Source organism: Microcystis sp. M31BS1 (genome assembly GCF_020245285.1).
GTDB classification, from domain to species: Bacteria; Cyanobacteriota; Cyanobacteriia; order Cyanobacteriales; family Microcystaceae; genus Microcystis; species Microcystis panniformis.
This window is the reverse complement of sequence record NZ_JADBVE010000216.1, coordinates 1-17,357: the sequence shown is the minus strand read 5'-3', so window position 1 is coordinate 17,357 and position 17,357 is coordinate 1. Positions and strand designations below refer to the sequence as shown.

21 protein-coding genes and 2 pseudogenes are annotated in these 17,357 nt (G+C 44.5%); 17 read left to right on the top strand and 6 right to left on the bottom strand.

What is annotated here, in order from left to right:
- Window positions 1–105: 105 nt before the first annotated feature.
- A pseudogene (locus IM509_RS12800) lies at window positions 106–276 on the bottom strand (helix-turn-helix domain-containing protein); the annotation flags it as partial.
- Window positions 277–495: 219 nt separating this feature from the next.
- Here IM509_RS12800 and IM509_RS12795 point away from each other — a divergent pair.
- Window positions 496–812: pseudogene (locus IM509_RS12795) on the top strand (ISKra4-like element ISMae18 family transposase); the annotation flags it as partial.
- 258 nt (window positions 813–1,070) lie between these two features.
- On the opposite strand, the gene IM509_RS12790 reads toward IM509_RS12795, so the two are convergent.
- Window positions 1,071–1,964 (bottom strand): DMT family transporter, encoded by an 894-nt coding sequence (locus tag IM509_RS12790; protein WP_185237356.1) that lies wholly within the window; start codon window positions 1,962–1,964, stop codon window positions 1,071–1,073.
- 197 nt (window positions 1,965–2,161) lie between these two features.
- On the opposite strand from IM509_RS12790, the gene IM509_RS12785 reads away from it, so the two are divergent.
- The 4 genes from IM509_RS12785 to nrtS are packed head-to-tail and all read left to right on the top strand — an operon-like array spanning window position 2,162 to window position 4,487.
- A complete protein-coding gene (locus tag IM509_RS12785) occupies window positions 2,162–2,518 on the top strand; it encodes a DUF1823 family protein (RefSeq protein ID WP_043997341.1) in 357 nt (118 codons plus the stop codon).
- Window positions 2,519–2,549: 31 nt separating this feature from the next.
- The gene (locus tag IM509_RS12780; protein ID WP_052277970.1) at window positions 2,550–3,680 is read left to right on the top strand and encodes a CO2 hydration protein; all 1,131 of its coding nucleotides are present in this window, start codon (window positions 2,550–2,552) and stop codon (window positions 3,678–3,680) included.
- A gap of 54 nt (window positions 3,681–3,734) precedes the next feature.
- On the top strand, window positions 3,735–4,298 hold the full coding sequence (locus tag IM509_RS12775) for a GUN4 domain-containing protein (RefSeq protein WP_185237355.1): 564 nt from the start codon (window positions 3,735–3,737) through the stop codon (window positions 4,296–4,298).
- 3 nt (window positions 4,299–4,301) lie between these two features.
- Entirely contained in the window at window positions 4,302–4,487 is a 186-nt protein-coding gene (nrtS, locus tag IM509_RS12770; RefSeq protein ID WP_185237354.1) for a nitrate/nitrite transporter NrtS, read from the top strand.
- Between the two features lie 506 nt (window positions 4,488–4,993).
- Here the strand turns inward: nrtS and IM509_RS12765 are convergent.
- Entirely contained in the window at window positions 4,994–6,253 is a 1,260-nt protein-coding gene (locus tag IM509_RS12765) for an L-lactate MFS transporter (RefSeq protein WP_185237353.1), read from the bottom strand.
- A 167-nt stretch (window positions 6,254–6,420) separates the two neighbouring features.
- Window positions 6,421–7,020: a peroxiredoxin gene (locus IM509_RS12760; RefSeq protein WP_002752469.1), complete on the bottom strand. Its 600-nt coding sequence runs from the start codon at window positions 7,018–7,020 to the stop codon at window positions 6,421–6,423.
- An 83-nt stretch (window positions 7,021–7,103) separates the two neighbouring features.
- Between IM509_RS12760 and IM509_RS12755 the strand changes: the two genes are divergently transcribed.
- The 6 genes from IM509_RS12755 to IM509_RS12730 all read left to right on the top strand — a co-directional run bounded on the left by IM509_RS12755 (window position 7,104) and on the right by IM509_RS12730 (window position 13,198).
- Window positions 7,104–7,286 (top strand): hypothetical protein, encoded by a 183-nt coding sequence (locus IM509_RS12755; protein WP_287717005.1) that lies wholly within the window; start codon window positions 7,104–7,106, stop codon window positions 7,284–7,286.
- Between the two features lie 244 nt (window positions 7,287–7,530).
- Entirely contained in the window at window positions 7,531–7,998 is a 468-nt protein-coding gene (locus IM509_RS12750) for a helix-turn-helix domain-containing protein (protein WP_079210228.1), read from the top strand.
- Between the two features lie 7 nt (window positions 7,999–8,005).
- Complete coding sequence (locus IM509_RS12745; protein ID WP_185237352.1) at window positions 8,006–10,624, top strand: ABC transporter transmembrane domain-containing protein; 2,619 nt, start codon at window positions 8,006–8,008, stop codon at window positions 10,622–10,624.
- A 2-nt stretch (window positions 10,625–10,626) separates the two neighbouring features.
- Window positions 10,627–12,081 carry a beta-barrel domain-containing protein gene (locus IM509_RS12740; protein ID WP_185237351.1) on the top strand — a complete coding sequence of 485 codons (1,455 nt, stop codon included), beginning with the start codon at window positions 10,627–10,629 and terminating at the stop codon, window positions 12,079–12,081.
- 100 nt (window positions 12,082–12,181) lie between these two features.
- Entirely contained in the window at window positions 12,182–12,916 is a 735-nt protein-coding gene (locus tag IM509_RS12735; RefSeq protein ID WP_185237350.1) for a peptidylprolyl isomerase, read from the top strand.
- Between the two features lie 57 nt (window positions 12,917–12,973).
- Window positions 12,974–13,198, top strand: coding sequence for a type II toxin-antitoxin system MqsA family antitoxin (locus IM509_RS12730; RefSeq protein WP_185237349.1), 225 nt, complete (start codon window positions 12,974–12,976; stop codon window positions 13,196–13,198).
- A 65-nt stretch (window positions 13,199–13,263) separates the two neighbouring features.
- Here IM509_RS12730 and IM509_RS12725 read toward each other — a convergent pair whose 3' ends face one another.
- Complete coding sequence (locus tag IM509_RS12725) at window positions 13,264–13,398, bottom strand: hypothetical protein (RefSeq protein ID WP_260441267.1); 135 nt, start codon at window positions 13,396–13,398, stop codon at window positions 13,264–13,266.
- Between the two features lie 468 nt (window positions 13,399–13,866).
- On the opposite strand from IM509_RS12725, the gene IM509_RS12720 reads away from it, so the two are divergent.
- The 6 genes from IM509_RS12720 to IM509_RS12695 all read left to right on the top strand — a co-directional run bounded on the left by IM509_RS12720 (window position 13,867) and on the right by IM509_RS12695 (window position 16,236).
- Window positions 13,867–14,064 carry a DUF1496 domain-containing protein gene (locus tag IM509_RS12720; RefSeq protein WP_185237348.1) on the top strand — a complete coding sequence of 66 codons (198 nt, stop codon included), beginning with the start codon at window positions 13,867–13,869 and terminating at the stop codon, window positions 14,062–14,064.
- A 675-nt stretch (window positions 14,065–14,739) separates the two neighbouring features.
- Complete coding sequence (locus IM509_RS12715) at window positions 14,740–14,913, top strand: hypothetical protein (RefSeq protein WP_002757475.1); 174 nt, start codon at window positions 14,740–14,742, stop codon at window positions 14,911–14,913.
- A gap of 2 nt (window positions 14,914–14,915) precedes the next feature.
- Window positions 14,916–15,338 (top strand): hypothetical protein, encoded by a 423-nt coding sequence (locus IM509_RS12710; RefSeq protein ID WP_043998873.1) that lies wholly within the window; start codon window positions 14,916–14,918, stop codon window positions 15,336–15,338.
- A gap of 26 nt (window positions 15,339–15,364) precedes the next feature.
- Window positions 15,365–15,565 carry a hypothetical protein gene (locus tag IM509_RS12705; protein ID WP_185237347.1) on the top strand — a complete coding sequence of 67 codons (201 nt, stop codon included), beginning with the start codon at window positions 15,365–15,367 and terminating at the stop codon, window positions 15,563–15,565.
- 40 nt (window positions 15,566–15,605) lie between these two features.
- Window positions 15,606–15,914, top strand: coding sequence for a Nif11-like leader peptide family natural product precursor (locus tag IM509_RS12700; protein WP_185237346.1), 309 nt, complete (start codon window positions 15,606–15,608; stop codon window positions 15,912–15,914).
- 112 nt (window positions 15,915–16,026) lie between these two features.
- Entirely contained in the window at window positions 16,027–16,236 is a 210-nt protein-coding gene (locus tag IM509_RS12695; RefSeq protein WP_185237345.1) for a hypothetical protein, read from the top strand.
- A gap of 8 nt (window positions 16,237–16,244) precedes the next feature.
- Here the strand turns inward: IM509_RS12695 and IM509_RS12690 are convergent.
- Window positions 16,245–17,357 (bottom strand): IS4 family transposase (locus tag IM509_RS12690; protein WP_287717001.1); only part of this gene is annotated, 1,113 nt, incomplete at its 5' end.

Sequence of the window (17,357 nt, the reverse complement as noted above, 5' to 3'; positions counted from 1 at the left end):
GTGATAATTTTTGCTTATGTAAGGTTAAATGCTTACTGGGCAAGACTTTTAGGACTATTTTGAAAGAAGAAACTATCAGTATAGACCTCGTTTACACACAGAAACCAGAAGAGCCGAAGTTTGAGCGTAGCCTACTCTTTCTTGCTTTTCGTACCAAGCTTGTGTTCTGAGATGGAGTGCCTTATTGTAAACTAATCTTACACAGCCCAAAGTGCGCCGCAATAGCGACTCTTGTTCGGGTGTGGGGTAAAATCGGAACGAGTAGGCTTTTTCCATATCTCACATTTTAGCATATATTTCGTAAATGTGTTAATATTTAACAGTAAAGCCGTCGTAGAACGACGGGGTTTCAGACCCAAAATTTTCGATGATGGGATATTTCTAAGTTTAGTCAGGGAATTCGGGAGCATCCCAATTTTGCAATAAGTATAAATGCTTAGAGACTAAAAACGTTAGCTAAGGCAAAATAAAGAGAAACAATTAAACGGTAGAATCATGAATACAGACCAAAAAGAACAACTAGATCAACATTTAAAAGCCATTGCTCAAATTCTAGTCGATAATACCCCAGAAGAACAACTACGTAGCTTTGAGGGCATTGAAACCGCCCTGCGAGACCATTGGCTGACTACATTGGGTCCTGCCATAGGCAATTTTTTTTTGAATCAGCAACGGGAACCCAAGCAGGGCGAACCAAAAGCGTAAGCAGTATCATAGGGAAAGTCAAGATAAGCGAGAAACAAGCCGATAAACTAGGATTAAGCAAGAATAATCGATTAAGTCCCATGCTGGAGAAATGTTGCTTAGGAGCAGGGAATTAATTCCCCGAAAACCCTATTTTTCAATTGAGTCAGATTGTCTAAGTAGCTGGTTACAATTAAATTAAAGATAGATTCTGGGTTCGATCCCCCCTTAATCCCCCCTTGATAAGGGGGGCATCCGCAAGTTTTTAAGACTTACCTACTTAAACTCTCATGCAGTTAGCATTGTACACTAATCTAGTCTTTGTCTGTGATTACCATCCGCGATCAAGATCACACTTAACCAGTAATATTAGAGCCACCAACAGCTTAACCGCCTAAAATAGCAATTCCTACGCCGATTAATAGAATTAATCCGCCATAAATGACTTCTTGGGGGGGTATTTCACCAAAAATGAACACTCCTAACAGACTAGCGGCGATTGGCTCTAATAAAATTACCATGGTTACTATTGTCGGTGCTACCCATCGCAAAGCCCAGTTAAAGCTAGTATGACCGATTAATTGCGGAAAAATCGCCATCATTAACACATAAACATACACGGATAAGGGATAGCTTTCGTAACCTTGACCGAATAAAAAAATAGAAGGTAATAAAGCTAATCCTGCGGTAGTGTAGGCTACAGTTATATAATTCTTAATATTTAAGCCCTTTCTTTGTGCTTCCCGTCCGAGGAGAATATAACCACTGACGAGAATTGCTCCAATTAAAGCCAAGCTATTGCCCAATAAAGGGTTAGGATAAGAACTACTGACATCTCGATCGGCTAAAACAATCAATAATCCCCCCGTTAAAGCCACAAAAATGCCGATAAAGGTTAATTTACTCGGTTTTTCTCGAAACCACCACCAACCCAACAGGGAAACCCAGAGAGGATTAGTGGTGACTAAAGTGGTAGAAGCGGCGATCGAGGTGTAGGATAGAGAAGTAATCCAAGTAGCAAAATGGAGAGCTAAACAAAATCCTGCCCCCACTGCGTAATAATAGGCTTGAATAGCGACTTTTTGGCGTGATAAGGTCAACCAGTTCGGAATTAGAACGACAGAAGCCAAGATCAGACGGGAAGTCGCTAAAAATAAACTAAATGCGATCGTAGCATTACCTACCGCTTCGATCGCTAACCGGATAAAAATTGCCGATGCAGAAACCGACACCACACCGATAGTTAAGATAAAAATAATTTTGGCGTTAGAAGGAGGCAAAATAGGCTACGCTTACGCGATGTCAATGATGTTATTCACCAGTTATTTTAACCGTAGGCAGTAGCCGGTCGTCAGTAGCCGGTCGTCAGGAGATAGGAGATTATTTTATTTATTCTCCCCACACCCCACACCCCACACCCCACACCCTACACCCCACACCCCATCACCCCACTTCCCATCTCCCATTTACTTAATCTATGGAACTACCAGAATTAAATATAGAGACAATTTGGGCGATTATTAACGATGAAATTGACGACGAAACCGTTAATAAATTGGTTTGGCAAACTTTAGGTTATCGCTACGATGAAAGTCAAGGAAAATGGGATAATAGTCAAGTAGAGGAAGATTGGCGCCGTGAATATCCCGAACCCCCGGATTTTATTGCCAATCGTCCTCCAACAGTAAAATTAACTCGATCGATCTTGCCAGAAAATAAACAATTATTAAAAGATAAATTGGGTTTTACCGGTTATAAAATTGGCGAATTCAATCCCCGCATGACTCGCCGTGCCACCGCCGCTAATTGGTTGTGCTTTTATGGGTTAAAATAGATAAGGAAAGTTATTTTATCAAGCTTCTAGCATGGTCACTATCCCTGTCAAGTCCTCCTCTCATCCCCTAGCATCCTATATTGATCGTCTCACGGCTGGGGAAGCATTGTTAAAAGATACTCCCCAGAATTTGATCGAGGTAGTGGGTATCCTGAAAAGTTACGGAGTGGTGTTAGATGCTTATTCCAAAAATTTAATTTATATTGCGGAAAATCAGTTTTTGGTTTTTTTACCCTTCTTTAAATATTTTAATGGTCAAGTATCTTGGCAGAAATTACTACAACACTGGTGGCACGATCGCATTAATTTTGAGTATGCTGAATACTGTATGAAAGCCATGTTTTGGCATGGTGGGGGTGGTTTAGATAGTTATGTAGATAGTGCCGCTTTTCGGGAAGTGACAGCCAAGGTTATTCAAGCCAAATTTAGGAATAATCCCCTAGTTTTAATTTTAAATAAAGCCTTTCCTGAATTTTTGCCAGAACAAATGCGGATGATGGCCTACTATAGCGGTTTAGGTCAATTTTGGCGAATTATGGCCGATACTTTTTTAAGTTTATCCGATCTCTACGATGCTGGAAAAATTACCAATATTCCCGAAGTGGTGGCACACATTAAGAAAAATTTAGTTGATAATGCTAGTCAAGCAATTGTCTATCAGGTAAAAATCAAAGGACAAACCTATGATCTGATCCCCAAATCGGCAGGATTAACCTTTCTTGCGGATACGGCAATCCCCTACGTTGAGGCGGTTTTCTTTCGCGGAACACCTTTCCCCGGTACAATTTCCTATAATGCCCAAGCCTATCAAATTCCCTACGATCAAGGAATGTTTGCCTATGGTGCTTTGTATGCGGATCCTTTACCCATCGGAGGTGCAGGGATTCCTCCCACACTATTAATGCAGGATATGCGTCACTTTTTACCAGATTATCTGCACGACATTTATAAAAAGAGTTTTCGTCAAGAGGAAGATTTATTAGTCCAGATCTGCGAAACTTTTCAAAAGTCGATGTTTTGTGTAACAACGGCAGCCATTCAAGGATTAGCACCTTATCCTTTAACTACCACAGATTTAAAAGAACAAAAAGCCAATCGCATCTATCTAGAAGCATGGATGAATCGCTTTGTTAAGTCGCGATTAGAAGCGGTAAATCAATAATTATTCTGCCGATAAATCGGTAATTTTTGCAGTCAACAAACCCCCTTTACATTTATGTCAGATATTAACGCCCAACTTCAGGATATTTTAGCTCAATTGCAATCTTTAACCGAACGGGTTGCCCTCATCGAAGCGCGGCAGATGTTAGTACCAGACATCGAGCGCTATGGTAAATTACAGCAATTCCTAGCTGAGGGGAACTTTAGGGAAGCAGACGCAGAAACTCTCCGAGTTATCCTCGAAGCTGCCGGCAGAACCCGCGATACTTTAACCCCAGAGGATATGATGAGGTTTCCCGTTAATGTGATTCGGGTACTCGATCGCCTTTGGAAAAATTATAGCGGCGATCATTTCGGTTTTAGCAATCAGGTGAAGTTATATTTTGCCGCCGGCGGTAGTATTAACACCCTGCGTACCCAAGACGCGGAAACGATTAGAAAATTTGGGGAATTGGTAGGATGGCGCGACAAAGATGAGTGGCGTATCGATGATTATGATCACTGGGATTTTAGTCTAGCGGCTCCTCAAGGTTGTTTTCCCGCTCTCTGGTGGAAGTCTCCCTACGGGTTAAAAATGGTGACTTTTTGTTTTACTCGCCTGATAGAGTGCGATTTATAGGCAATGAAAGGAGTTATCGGCTATTTTCGGGCTTTATTGTCCTCCCAATTTGCTCCCACCGGGATAAAAGTGGCTGTGGTAGTGGGGACGATTTTATTGACAATTAACCACGGTTATGCTATAGTTGCAATCCTTATAACTGACTTATCATTCTTTAGCGATCGCTCTATTGGAATAAAGCAAAAATAGATATATGATCAAGACAAGATCTGCTTTCATAGCGATCGAGACGAATATTCAGGAGTTCGATTTACCATGGCTACTGTTTTATTGAAAACTGGCGAGTTCCGAGAAATCCCTGATGATCAGTTAATTTCTTTCCTCGAGGAAAACCGAGATTTGATTCAAGATCGACAATCACGCAGAAAAAGAGCGATTAAAAGACCTATACCGTCCAATGTAACCTCTTTCGAGTCTTTTAAAGTATAAAATGCCAGCAGTATCTACTCTAGGCTAAGATTAACTCCCTTAGCTAGGATTTGCTGAATAAATCTAAAAACCTTGTTGGGTAAGACTTTTAGACTTTTTGTCAATCAAAAAGTACCGGGCATGGGAGTGATCAGGGGGAAAATTCCGGGACTTTTTCCCTGAAAATTAGGTAATTGGCCCCCTCAAAATCGGTAAAACCCCACACCCCACACCCCACACCCCACACCCCACACCCTGCCACCACCGAAAAACTTTTTCAGCAGACCCTAGCTAGGATTTGATAAATGTGATCGCTCTCTTTTCAGTAAGGCACTAGCGAGAAAAATGCCCAGTATTGCCAATACAGCCATGGCATAAAAAGCATAAGTGTAAGTACCGAACCAATCGCGAATTCTACCGGTTACTAAAGTTCCGATCAAAGCACCAACACCGTAGGCAGTAAAAACAATACCGTAATTTTGGGCGTAGTGGTCAGGATTGAAGAAGTGGAGAGTGGTAGCGGGAGCTAGGGCTAACCATCCCCCTAAACAAAACCAAAATAGACAAAAAGCCACTAGATAGCTAGTAACCGCCCCTTTTTCGGCCTTGACCATCAACAGGCAACCGATCAAAATGAGTGTATAGGCCCCGATCGCTAGATAATGGGGTTTCCAGCGATCGCTTAACCAACCGAACAAAGGACGACTAATACCATTAAACAAAGCAAATAGAGCCACACTACTAGCGGCTAACCCCGGCTCGATCTGAATAATTTCCTCAGCGACAGGACTAGAAATACCGATAGCACTCAAGCCAATTAAAGCACCAATAGCATAGCAAAGCCATAAGCCATAAAATGAGCGACTTTTCAGCATATTCACTGGATAATTGGCCAGAAAGTCGGATTTTCGATTAGCTAAATTGGCGGGAGGTTGCCAGTCCTGGGGGGGTAATTTCATGGCGAGGGCAATCATCACAATAATTATTGTAAAGATAATCCCCAAAAATCTTAAACTTGGTCTAACGCTATATTCATTGATTAATCGATTGGCTAAAGGTGCGGTAATCAGGGGAGAAAGGCCAAATCCGATGATAGTTAAACCCACCGCTAAACCTTTTTTGTCGGGAAACCAGCGTGCCACCACTGCCATGGGAACACCGTAAGCGATGCCGACTCCCGTGCCGGCAATGACTCCGTAGGTCAGAATAATTGTCTGGATCTGAGCGGCAAAACTAGCGAGAATATAGCCTAAACCGACGATAATTCCGCCGAGAGCGGTCATCCTGCGAGTACCTACCCGGGGGATAAAAAAACCAGCGATCGGCATAGAAGCGGCATAAAATACTAGGGCCACAGTGTAGGGTAATAGGCTTTCCGTGGCGCTGAGATTTAATTCTGTTTCTAGGGGTTTTCTAAAGATACTCCAAGAGTACACCGTCCCTAAACAGAGTAAAACGCCCATTCCTAGAGGTATTAATAACCATCTACCTTTGGCTGCGGGTAATCCCAAAACTGTCAACTCGGAATCATAATTACTGGTAGTCATAGATCGCCGTGACTCTTTCTAGACTTGCTGGCCAGTATTCTAGATGAGATTATGGCTAATAGGGAAAATTTTCCCGAAAATTTTCCGATTAAAATAAGGGGTGAAATAATTCACCCCTTTAAAAGTCTCTCCCCATCTATAGCTGAGGGACTTCTGACGAACTTTAACTAAACTGCTGCGAAGTAAACTTTTGACTTCACAGGATCGGGAACCATAGTAGCATCGCCTTCTTGCCAACCGGCGGGACAAACTTCATCCGGATGGGATTGGACGTATTGAATCGCTTTCAGAGTGCGGAGGGTTTCATCGACACTGCGACCGAAGGAAAGATTATTAATAGTAGCGTGTTGGATAACACCTTCTTTATCGATGATAAAGAGACCGCGCAGGGATACCCCCGCATCTGGGTCAAGAACATTGTAAGCGGTGCTGATTTCTTTTTTTAGATCCGACACCAACGGATAGGCCACATCACCGACACCGCCCGATTTTCTCTCGGTTTGAATCCATGCTAGGTGAGCAAATTCGCTATCGACGGACACCCCTAAAATCTCGGTGTTGATACTGCTAAATTCGCTAACTCGATCGCTGAAAGCGGTAATTTCCGTGGGGCAAACAAAGGTAAAATCGAGGGGATAGAAGAATAAAACGACGTATTTACCCCGATAATCCGATAATTTGATGGTTTTGAACTCTTGATCGAAAACGGCGGTCGCGGTGAAATCCGGCGCCGCTTGTCCGACTCTTAAGCAACCTTCGGCGGTCATACTCTTAATCTCCTTAATCTAGTTTCTGGGAAAATGCAACTATTTTTACATTCCTTAACAACTATATCATAGTCATAACGATTTTGAGTAGTCAGCAATCAGTTATCAGTTATCAGTTATCAGTTATCAGTTATCAGTTATCAGTTAGGGACTTGCGTAGGAATAATATCCCAGCCAGAAAATCGCTCTGTAGAAGAACCAGACCAGCCAGATGGTACATTATCAAAGCGCAAGTCCCTTATCAGTTATCAGTTATCAGTGGCTAGTGGGGAGATAGGGAGATAGGGAGATGGGGTGATGGGAGTTAGGTGTTAGAGAGGTTTGATCGGGCGAGAGAAAAAGAATTTAATAGACTCCGTAATGTTCACTTTTGCAGCCGAAATAATAATTTAAGGACAGCGAAAGAGATCGTCACCCGGGGAAGTCAGCCCATCGTACAACTTAGTACAACTTTCTTGCCTCAACGCTCCTCCACGCTGCTGTCTGCTTTTACTTATAGTTGCAAAGGCTATGTCATCAAGCACTGGTAAATATCTATCCCTATCCCAACGTCAGCAACTTCTCGAAATCTTAACAGAACCGAATATCTCTGATGTTGATCGCAAACGGATTCAAATCATTCTTTTCGCTGACGAGGGCAAATCCCAGAACGAGATCCGTAAGCTTCTCGATTGTACTGCCGCCACCGCTAGTAAATGGATACTGATCGCCGAGAGTGGCAAGATCGATCGCTGGCAGAAATACCGCCGCGGTCGCCCTTCAAAAGTTGATCAACCCTACCTCGATCGCCTGAAGGAACTGATTAGTAAATCCCCCCGGGATTTCGGCTATTCCTTTAAGCGATGGTCGGGAGTTTGGTTAGCGCGGCATCTAGAGAAAGAATTCGGGGTTGCACTCACCCCCACCCACATCAATCGCCTCCGCAAACAGCTACAGCCGCTCCGCATCGTCGATCTTTCTCCTTCAGCCAAAGCTTAAAACAACTATGCTCGATACTCACAGCCTCGTCAATCCCTGGCCGGAATTCCTGTCCGAAACCCAGTGGCGGAGTCTCCAGAAAACGGCGATCGCCCTCTCTCCCGAAGCAGGTACACTGCCCGTACAGCCCGGATTATACCTAGTCGTTGGCGGCAAAGTTCGTATAGCGAACTCGCAGCAAAAAGAGATGATTGCGCTCAAAACTGGCGAATTTTTCGGAGAATTCTCCCTCTTTCCCCGATCGGGTTTTCTTCCCTACTCGGTTCGAGTCTCCGCAAAGGCGGAACTACTTCTTATCCCCGAGTCCGCCCTGAAGCCGATCCTGAAAAAACACCCCGCCCTGAAAAAAACATTACTACAACGGGCGCGGGAAATTGAGCAACTTCTTGGGACGAAGACAGAAGAAACGGACAAAAAAAGCGATCGAGCCTATTTCCCCTCTCCGGCGCGGCGGTTAGGTCACTGGATCGGGCAATCCCTCCGCCGTTATCCCTTCTTCGAGCAACAGTCCGCCTCCGATTGCGGGGCGGCCAGTTTAGTCATGATCGCCCGTTATTGGGGCAAAAGAATCAGCGTCAACCGTTTGCGGGAAATGGCCAACGTCAACCGCGACGGAGCATCCCTGAAGGGACTGATCACCGCGGCGGAAAATATCGGCCTCTCCACCCGTCCAGTAAAAGCGACTCTAGAGGGATTAGGGAAACAGCCCCTACCTGCGATCGCTCACTGGGAAGGCAAACACTTCGTTGTGATCTGGAAAATTACCCCCAAACAGGTGATTATTGGCGATCCGGCGATCGGGCAATTAACCCTAAGTCGTGCCGAATTCGCCAGTAAATGGACGGGATTCACCCTGCTGCTCCAACCGAACCAGAAATTTCGGGACACGAAAGAGGATAAAACCTCTCTCTGGCAGTTTTATCGCTTACTGGAACCCCATTGGTTCGTACTGCTGGAAATTTTCGTCGCCTCGCTCTTTATTCAGATATTCGGCTTAATTACGCCGATTTTCACCCAGTTAATCCTTGATCGAGTAATCGTCCAGGGGTCGTTAACTACCCTTTGGGCGATGGGGATCGGTGCGCTAATTTTCGGGGTTTTTCGGGTGGCAATTACTGGTTTACGCGCCTATCTCCTCGATCACACCGCTAATCGCATCGATACGGCATTAATCACCGGTTTTATCCGCCATACCCTCAGCCTTCCCCTCGGTTATTTCGAGTCCCGCTATGTGGGCGATATCATTTCTCGCGTCGGGGAAAATCGCAAGATTCAGCGTTTTCTCTCTGGGGAAGCTCTCTCGATTTTACTTGACTTATTAACGGTTTTCGTGTATGTGGCGGTGATGTTCCGCTATAGCTGGCAATTAGCCCTCATCAGTTTAGCGATCGTGCCACCGTTCCTTCTGCTGGCGTTAATTTCTACCCCTTTTCTCCAGCGAATATCCCGGGATATTTTTCAGGCGATCGCTAAAGAAAGCAGTTACCTGATCGAGATTTTAACCGGTATTCGTACCGTCAAATCTACCGCCACAGAGCGCTCAACCCGTTGGCACTGGGAAGACCTTTTCTCGGTGGAGGTCAAGAAAAATTTCTCCGGGCAGATCATCGGCAATAATCTCCAGATATTCAGTAATCTGATCGAATCTTTAGCGACGACAGGGTTACTCTGTTTCGGTGCCTATCTAGTGATTCAAAATCAATTATCGATCGGACAACTAATCGCCTTTAATATGCTTTTTGCCCAGATCATTGCGCCTTTTCAACGCTTAACCGTTCTCTGGACGCAATTTCAAGAAGTCAATATCGCCGTCGAGCGCATTAACGATGTACTGGACGCGAAACCGGAGGAGAATTTAGAGGAACTTTCCCGTCAGTTTCTCCCAGAATTACAGGGACATATTCGCTTTGAAAATGTCACCTTTCGCTACCACACCGACAGCGATCGCAATATTTTAGAAAACCTCAGTTTTGAGATTTTACCCGGTCAAACCGTTGCCCTCGTCGGTCGGAGCGGTTCGGGAAAAACCACGATCTCGAAATTACTGATCGGCCTCTATCCCCCCACCGATGGGAAGATATCGATCGACGGTTACGATCTGAGTACGATCGCCCTCAGTTCCCTCCGGCAACAGGTGGGAGTCGTCGATCAAGATACTTTTCTCTTCGGTTCCACGATTCGGGAAAATATCAGTTTAGGACATCCCGATCGCCCCCTAGAAAATGTGATCGAAGCGGCGAAATTAGCGGGAATTCATGACTTTATTCAATCACTGCCCATGGGGTACGAAACCCAGATCGGCGAGGGTGGAGGGCTACTTTCCGGGGGACAGAGACAACGGATCGCCATCGCTCGATCGCTAATGGGAGAGCCGCGGTTATTAATCCTCGATGAAGCCACTTCCCACCTCGATACCGAATCGGAACGGATTATTCAAACAAATCTCCAGAAAATTCGGCAGAATCGCACGATGGTGATTATCGCCCATCGCCTCTCTACGGTGCGGAACGCGGATTGTATTCTCGTTCTCGATCGAGGGGTATTAGTCGATAGTGGAACCCATGAAGAATTAATGGCCCGTCCCGGTATTTACCGTAATTTGAATTCTAATCAATTGAGTGAATAACTATGACAACCAATCTAGACAGAGAGCGCGATAACTGGTCTTTCCAGACCAAAGAATTGATCGATACTTTACCCCTACCCTGGACGCGTGGTTTACTCTATTTTCTGATTATTTTCGTCTCGATCATTCTCCCCTGGGCGATATTCTCAAAAGTCGATGAAACGGGTGTCGGTCCAGGAAAACTGGAACCCCAAGGGGAAACAGTCAAACTCGACGCAATCACCGCAGGAGAAGTGGAAAAAATCTATGTCCGTGAAGGCCAAGAGGTGAAAGCAGGACAACCGATTTTAACCCTAGATTCCTCATTAATCGGCAAGGAAATACAACAAATCGAGGAGAAAATAGAAGGACAAAAAAGCCGTCTTTCCCAACAGAAACTGGTCAAAAGTCAGTTAGAGATTTCTTTAACCACCCAAAGCCAACAAAATCGCGCGGCGGCAGCGGAAAAAGAAGCCTCGATCGAACAAGCGCGGGAGAATGTGGACGCATTAATCAAGAAGGCCAAAATATCCCTAGAAGAACAACAAGCGCGAGTCAATCAAGCGAAAACCGCCCTCGCACAAAGTCAGACCGATTATCCGATTCTCAAAAGTCGTTATGAAACGGCTTTAAAAGAAGTCGATCGCTACCGAAAAGCGTGGGAGGATGGCGCGATATCGGAGGTGCAATTCATCGAGCGCGAGGACAATGCCAAGGAGCGCCAACAACTCTACGAGCGGGGAAAAGCGGAGGTAAAAGAAAATCAACATAAACTAGCGGAATTAAAAAGTGCCTACCGTCAGACGAGTCAACAAACGAGCGCGGATATCGCCCAAGCGCGTCTGCAATTACAGGAGCGGCAGCGGGGTTATCAAAGTCTCCGCCATTCCAACGAGTTGGCACTCTTAAGGATACAGGAGCAGATTAACAATCTAGACACGGAGATCGCAACACTGGCATCGGAAATCGCCCAAAGCGAGAGCCAACGGCAAGCGCTCCAAATCCAACTAAGTCAGAGGGTTTTAAAGGCGAATACCGACGGCACAATCTTTTCATTACCGATTAAACGCGCGGGTGCGGTGGTGCAGTCGGGAACGCGGGTTGCGGAGATAGCACCGAAGGGATCGCGGTTTATTCTCAAGGCAGAAATGCCCACGGATCAAAGTCAATTTCTCCGCGCCGGTATGCCGATAAAAGTCAAGTTCGATGCCTATCCTTTTCAGGATTACGGCATTATCGGCGGCAAGATCACCAAGAAATCACCGACGGCGATCGAGAAGGAAACGCCCAACGGAAAAATTAACGTTTTCGAGCTAGAAATTCAACTCGATCGCTCCTGTATTCAAAAGGGAAATCAATGTATTCCCCTCAATCCGGGGGATACGGCTACCGCAGAAGCGATCGTCCGTCAGCGTCGGGTGATCGATTACATCCTCGATCCCTTTAAGGATCTGCAAAAAGATGGGTTAAAACTGTAGTTTTTTTAGGTATCGAAGCCAAATTACTTACACCCCTCCCTAACCCTCTTGCCTATCTCAACTAGGAAATTAATTTCGCATAACTGTTTCAGGAGTCATTATGTCCCATAGTATCACCATCAGCAATCAAGACCTTATCCAACAGCTTAAGCTATCGGGGAAAGTTCCCGAAATAGTCGAGGGAATTATCGGTCGGAAAATCATCACCGAAACCGCCACGGCAGCGGGGATTAAAAACACGACTGACGAGTTACAACAGGCGGCCGATCAATTCCGTCTCGCCAATGAATTACATAACGCCAAAGATACATGGAATTGGTTGGAAAAACAGGGCTTATCCCTAGATGATTTCGAGGAGATCGTTCAATTCAATTTACTATCGGGTAAATTAGCCGAACATCTTTTCGCAGACAAAATTGAATCCTATTTTGTCGAACACCAGCTAGATTATACCGGCGCGGTGATCTACGAGGTGGTGTTAGCAGATCAGGCGATGGCGGAGGAGTTGTATGAATCGATTCAGGAGGAGGAAATCAGCTTTCAGGAAGTAGCGCATCGCTATATCGAGGATGTGGAATTACGACGCAAGGGAGGTTATCGCGGTACTGTTTACCGTAAGGATTTACGACCGAATCTTTCGGCCGCAATTTTCGCATCGGATTCTTCTCGATTGTTGAAACCGCTACAAGGCGATCGAGGTTTTCACCTGATTTTTGTCGAGGAAATCCTTAAGCCAAAATTAACCGAGGAGTTGGCTCTGAAAATCGGTGTTGATTTGTTTAACGCCTGGGTAAAGGAGAAGATTCAAGAGATAGAATACGAGTTTAGTAATTAATTGTGGATGGGGTGGGTAATACTCACCCCGCAAACATAGTAAGGGAAGATAAGAGTTATGGAATGTGTGATCTGTAAAAACGGTACGACTCGATCGGATTTTGTTACCGTTACTTTAGACAGGGATAATTGTATCGTGATTTTAAAACAAGTCCCTGCGGATATCTGTCAGAATTGCGGGGAGTATTATCTAAGCGAGTCGGTCACTGCGGAGGTTTTACAGAAGGCCGAAGATGCGGTTAACAAAGGTGCGGAAGTAGAGATTATCCGCTATGTCGCTTGAGTGCGTCTTGGTAGAGTATAAAGAGAGCGATCGAGGTTTTCACCTGATTTTCGTCGAGGAAATCCTTAAGCCAAAATTAGGCTCTTCGTTACTTGGTATGATTCGATCAGGGGGCATAAATCGACTAAAGCCTTATCCGGCAAGAGACTTAATTGATTAGCTCGTTCTAGATCGAAAACAATTGGGAACAATCGAAGCAATGTCTTTCTATATAAGGGTTTCATTCCTTATAACCCCCCTCCATTATTGCATAACACAAACCGAAGAACCAAATAAATAACTTATTTAAGTCATTTATAGCATTTCTGATTCACAAGAGGTACATTCCCGATCCTGAACAGCTTAATCAGCAAAGGTTTAAGTGTGCCGCACAGATGCGAGAAACGCTATATTTGGTTTTTTGTACACAATGATATAAATTTGAATATTTTTGAACATAAATAACTTATTTATATTTAATTTGTGATGACGAAAATCGAGGCTTTTTCAGTATCGATAATTTTTTGATGGGCTAGACTAGGAGTAAAATCCTAACAAAATTAGCTTGTTTATGTTCAACTAAGGTGAATTGAGAGGTTGACTTATATTTTTTATAGGCCTAAGATGTAGATTAAATGAGTTGATTAACTCATTCTCTAGAAAGTTTCTAAAATAGGAGAATAATCCCAATGACCAACATTTTAATTTTAGACGAGTCTTTAGTCGATCTATCTGAAGATGAACAAAAAGCTGTAAGAGGTGGAGCCGCATCATGCACCTATGCGAGTCAGACCTATTCCGAAGGTTCCACAGTCCAACAGGCGGATGGTATTTACCTTTGTCAAGCAGATGGGAGTTGGGAATATAAGGATCCTGCCGCAGTCTAGTGAGGCTAGTTTTTTGATTAGACCTCTTGCATAAATCCGAAAACAAACGATAGAAACAATAATGGGAGGGACTTTCAGTTAATTATTTATTAGTAGTTGATAATCTTCAAAAATGTTGCTGTACAAGGATCGACTTAAGACTTTTGCAAGAGGTCTTATGTAAAATCTGCCTAATTTATCCATTCTCGATCTGTATGACCATTCCGACTCATCAGAAATGCCTCTCGCTCAGGGTGAGAGCATCTCAAACGCTATTGACAATTGGCCAATTTTGTGATCCGCTTGCTGTGTGAGCATTTCAAGTGATACCAGTCAATCAGAATAGTTACGAAATCGACCCATTTGGTCGATTTTTGCTTAACAATTGAGAGGGCAAATTCTCCTCAAATATTCCTGAATCGCCCTCTGGGCAAGCAACTCACATAAAGTTCATTTTGTCAAGGATTGTTAAGATGCGCTTACCCTGCCTCTTGCTCCCGAACAATTATCTCTAATTAAAGGTGCGATCAATCGTGCTGATCGCGCTCGTCGAGTAGGTCAAGGTCGTCCACAACATTGTGGCGTTAGTGGTTGGCCAAGGGACGGACGATTACCAAGAGTTGATGAGCATGGATATCCGATTAATCAGTTTTAACAAAGCTGATTTTTGATAGTTAATCTATAGGGAAAGCTACAATGTCTAAAATTTTTATCGCCAACCTGAAACTCGATCGCCAACAAAACTCACTGATTTCTCTTGAGATGGAAAGTTCGCCATTAATTCAAGCCGCTATCGAACGTTCCCTCGACGCGCGTAAAGTTATTGGCGGGATCAAAACTTGCGGATGGATATGCCCAATGGAGTTTTAACCATGAAATCCGATCGCACTTTATGTCCTAGCGCGCGAGAAAATTCCCCGGATAGCGTAATTTTCGGGATCGCGGCGGGAACCGTTGAGGAACCCCGCGTCGCCTATCTCCCGGAAATCCAACCCGTCACCCCAGAAATTCTCGCACTCGCTCAACCCGTCACCCCCACCGAAGTCTTCCGCTTCGCCGCGTCCTGCGCGGAAAAAGAATGCGTTCATTTCGATGGGAAAGATTGTCGCCTTGCACGTCGGGTGGCACAGGGACTCGCAGAAGTAACCGATATCCTTCCCCCCTGTCGAATCCGGCAAAACTGTCGCTGGTGGTTACAGGAAGGAAAAGCCGCTTGTCTGCGCTGTCCGCAGGTTGTCACTGACAACTATAATCCTTCCGAAACTTTCGTGAAGGTTGCTGAACCCGAATCTTAACCCTATTAAATAGGAGTCTAATTACCATGGCTAAAATTCATATTTCCGATCTACAGGTGAACTCTTTTCAAGAATCTCTTGAAACTGCGATCAATCGTGCGATCGAGACTCGAAACATTCAAGGCGGAGGTAAATCATTACCGCCAGGATCAACAACACTGGGAATAATAAATTGGCCTCCCATCACTCTCGGAATTATCTACAGCCCGGATACGAATTTATCTTGACGCTTGTTGTCTTTTATCAAATTCTAACAGGAGTTAACTTATGGCTCTCGAACAAGTTCACGCTTTTTATCAAAAAGTCGCTTCCGATCAGTCCTTCCGTTCCCGAATCCAATCGGTGAATAGCAAAGAAGAATGCAGCGAGATCGTCAAAGCTGCGGGGTTCGATTTCACACCACAGGAATTCGAGGAATACACCGCGCGACTTCTGGAGTCCGATCGCCCCGATGAAGAAATTAAAGATTTAAGCGACGAAGATTTAGCGGCGGTCGCAGGTGGATTTATCGGCAGTTTTCTGTGGCCCCCCATAATGTTGTATGGTGGGCCACCGAAGCGCGATCTACTTCTATAGGACGACAGAATCGTTCGACCGATCTACGGATTACCGGCAGATCGTCTCGTGGATTTCTAATTCCAACCGACTCATAAATTTTATCGAGTATTAAACTTGTAAGGAGCTAATTATGTCTTTCGATCGCACCCCGAATTTTACCGAAAAACTAGCAACCGATCCCGATTTTCGTTTAAAGGTTTTGGACGAAATCGCTAACGATGACGAACTCAAAGACTTAACCGAAGAAGACTTAAAAGCGATCGTCGGGGGATGGCTGAACAAACACCAAATATACGGATATCCTTATCCGCATGATTGGTTCCTAAACTTCAAGGGGTGACAAGGCGACTAAAAGGCTTGCTGGATAAGGCGCATAGCCGTTAGACCCCTAGAAAAATTCGGGTGTTTTCCAGGCTTGAGTCGAATCAAAGAAAAAGCGAGTTCCGAGTATGCGTCCATCGACTCGACCCAAAAAGTCCCATAAGTACCTATCCAAAAATCGCTCTGTCTTTCTGGACCGCGTTTTGCTTCTTTGGAGCGACAAATATAATCCCGAGTTCCCGATTTCTTGAGATTTTGACCCCGGGTTGTATTCAAAGAGTAAGCGATAGCGATTAATAAAACTAAGGCGAGAAAGCGAGGCTCGCTCACTTTCGTTTTTTCCAGATTATATCCTCCCGTTTTACAATCTTTGAACATCGCCTCAATCCCGAATCTGGCTCGATATAATTTGAGGGTTAACTCTAAAGATTCTAGATTAGTCAATAAATACCAAGGCTCTTTAGACCCTTTACTTCGATAGCGCCTTTTCCAATAAATTGCCAGATTAAACCCACCGATCTGATGGCTTTTCGTGTGGGTCACTCCTCGAAAGAATTTTCGTTCTCCCCGGTTCGGTTCTAGCTCCGAAAGGGCTTGATAGTTTTCTTCTTCTTTCAATCGCGTGTAGGTACTTTTCTTTTGACGGAAGATAAAAGCTACACCTCTGTCGTCTAGCCACTTCCCTAACTGCACCGACTGAAATTCACGATCTCCCATTACGACGAGCGGATAGGGTTTCAATAACCGCAAGACCGGCTTGATAAATTTTTTCTGTTCGCCCAGATCGCTACTTCCTTTTTTATTCAGTAACACCCAAGATACGGGCAAGGCTCTCCGACCACAAATCACACTGGCAACGAATAAATTTCTTCCTTTCCAATCGGTTCTATCTATGACGACTAATAATCGTCCCGCCTGTTTCAGTTTTTGAAGCCTTCTTCTTTGCTCTCGATTTTTGTTTTTCCCACTAAACTCTAGCTTGACAATCTGTTTGATCAAGGGAAACCACAAGAGTTTCACGTTTAGTTGCGGGAGCTTAAGAAATCTCTGCAAATTCCGTCTTCTACTTTCAAAGGTTATCGGTTGCGGGAAAAGAGCGGCCAGTTTCTCTAGTTGGACTATCCGATGACTTTGTAAGAG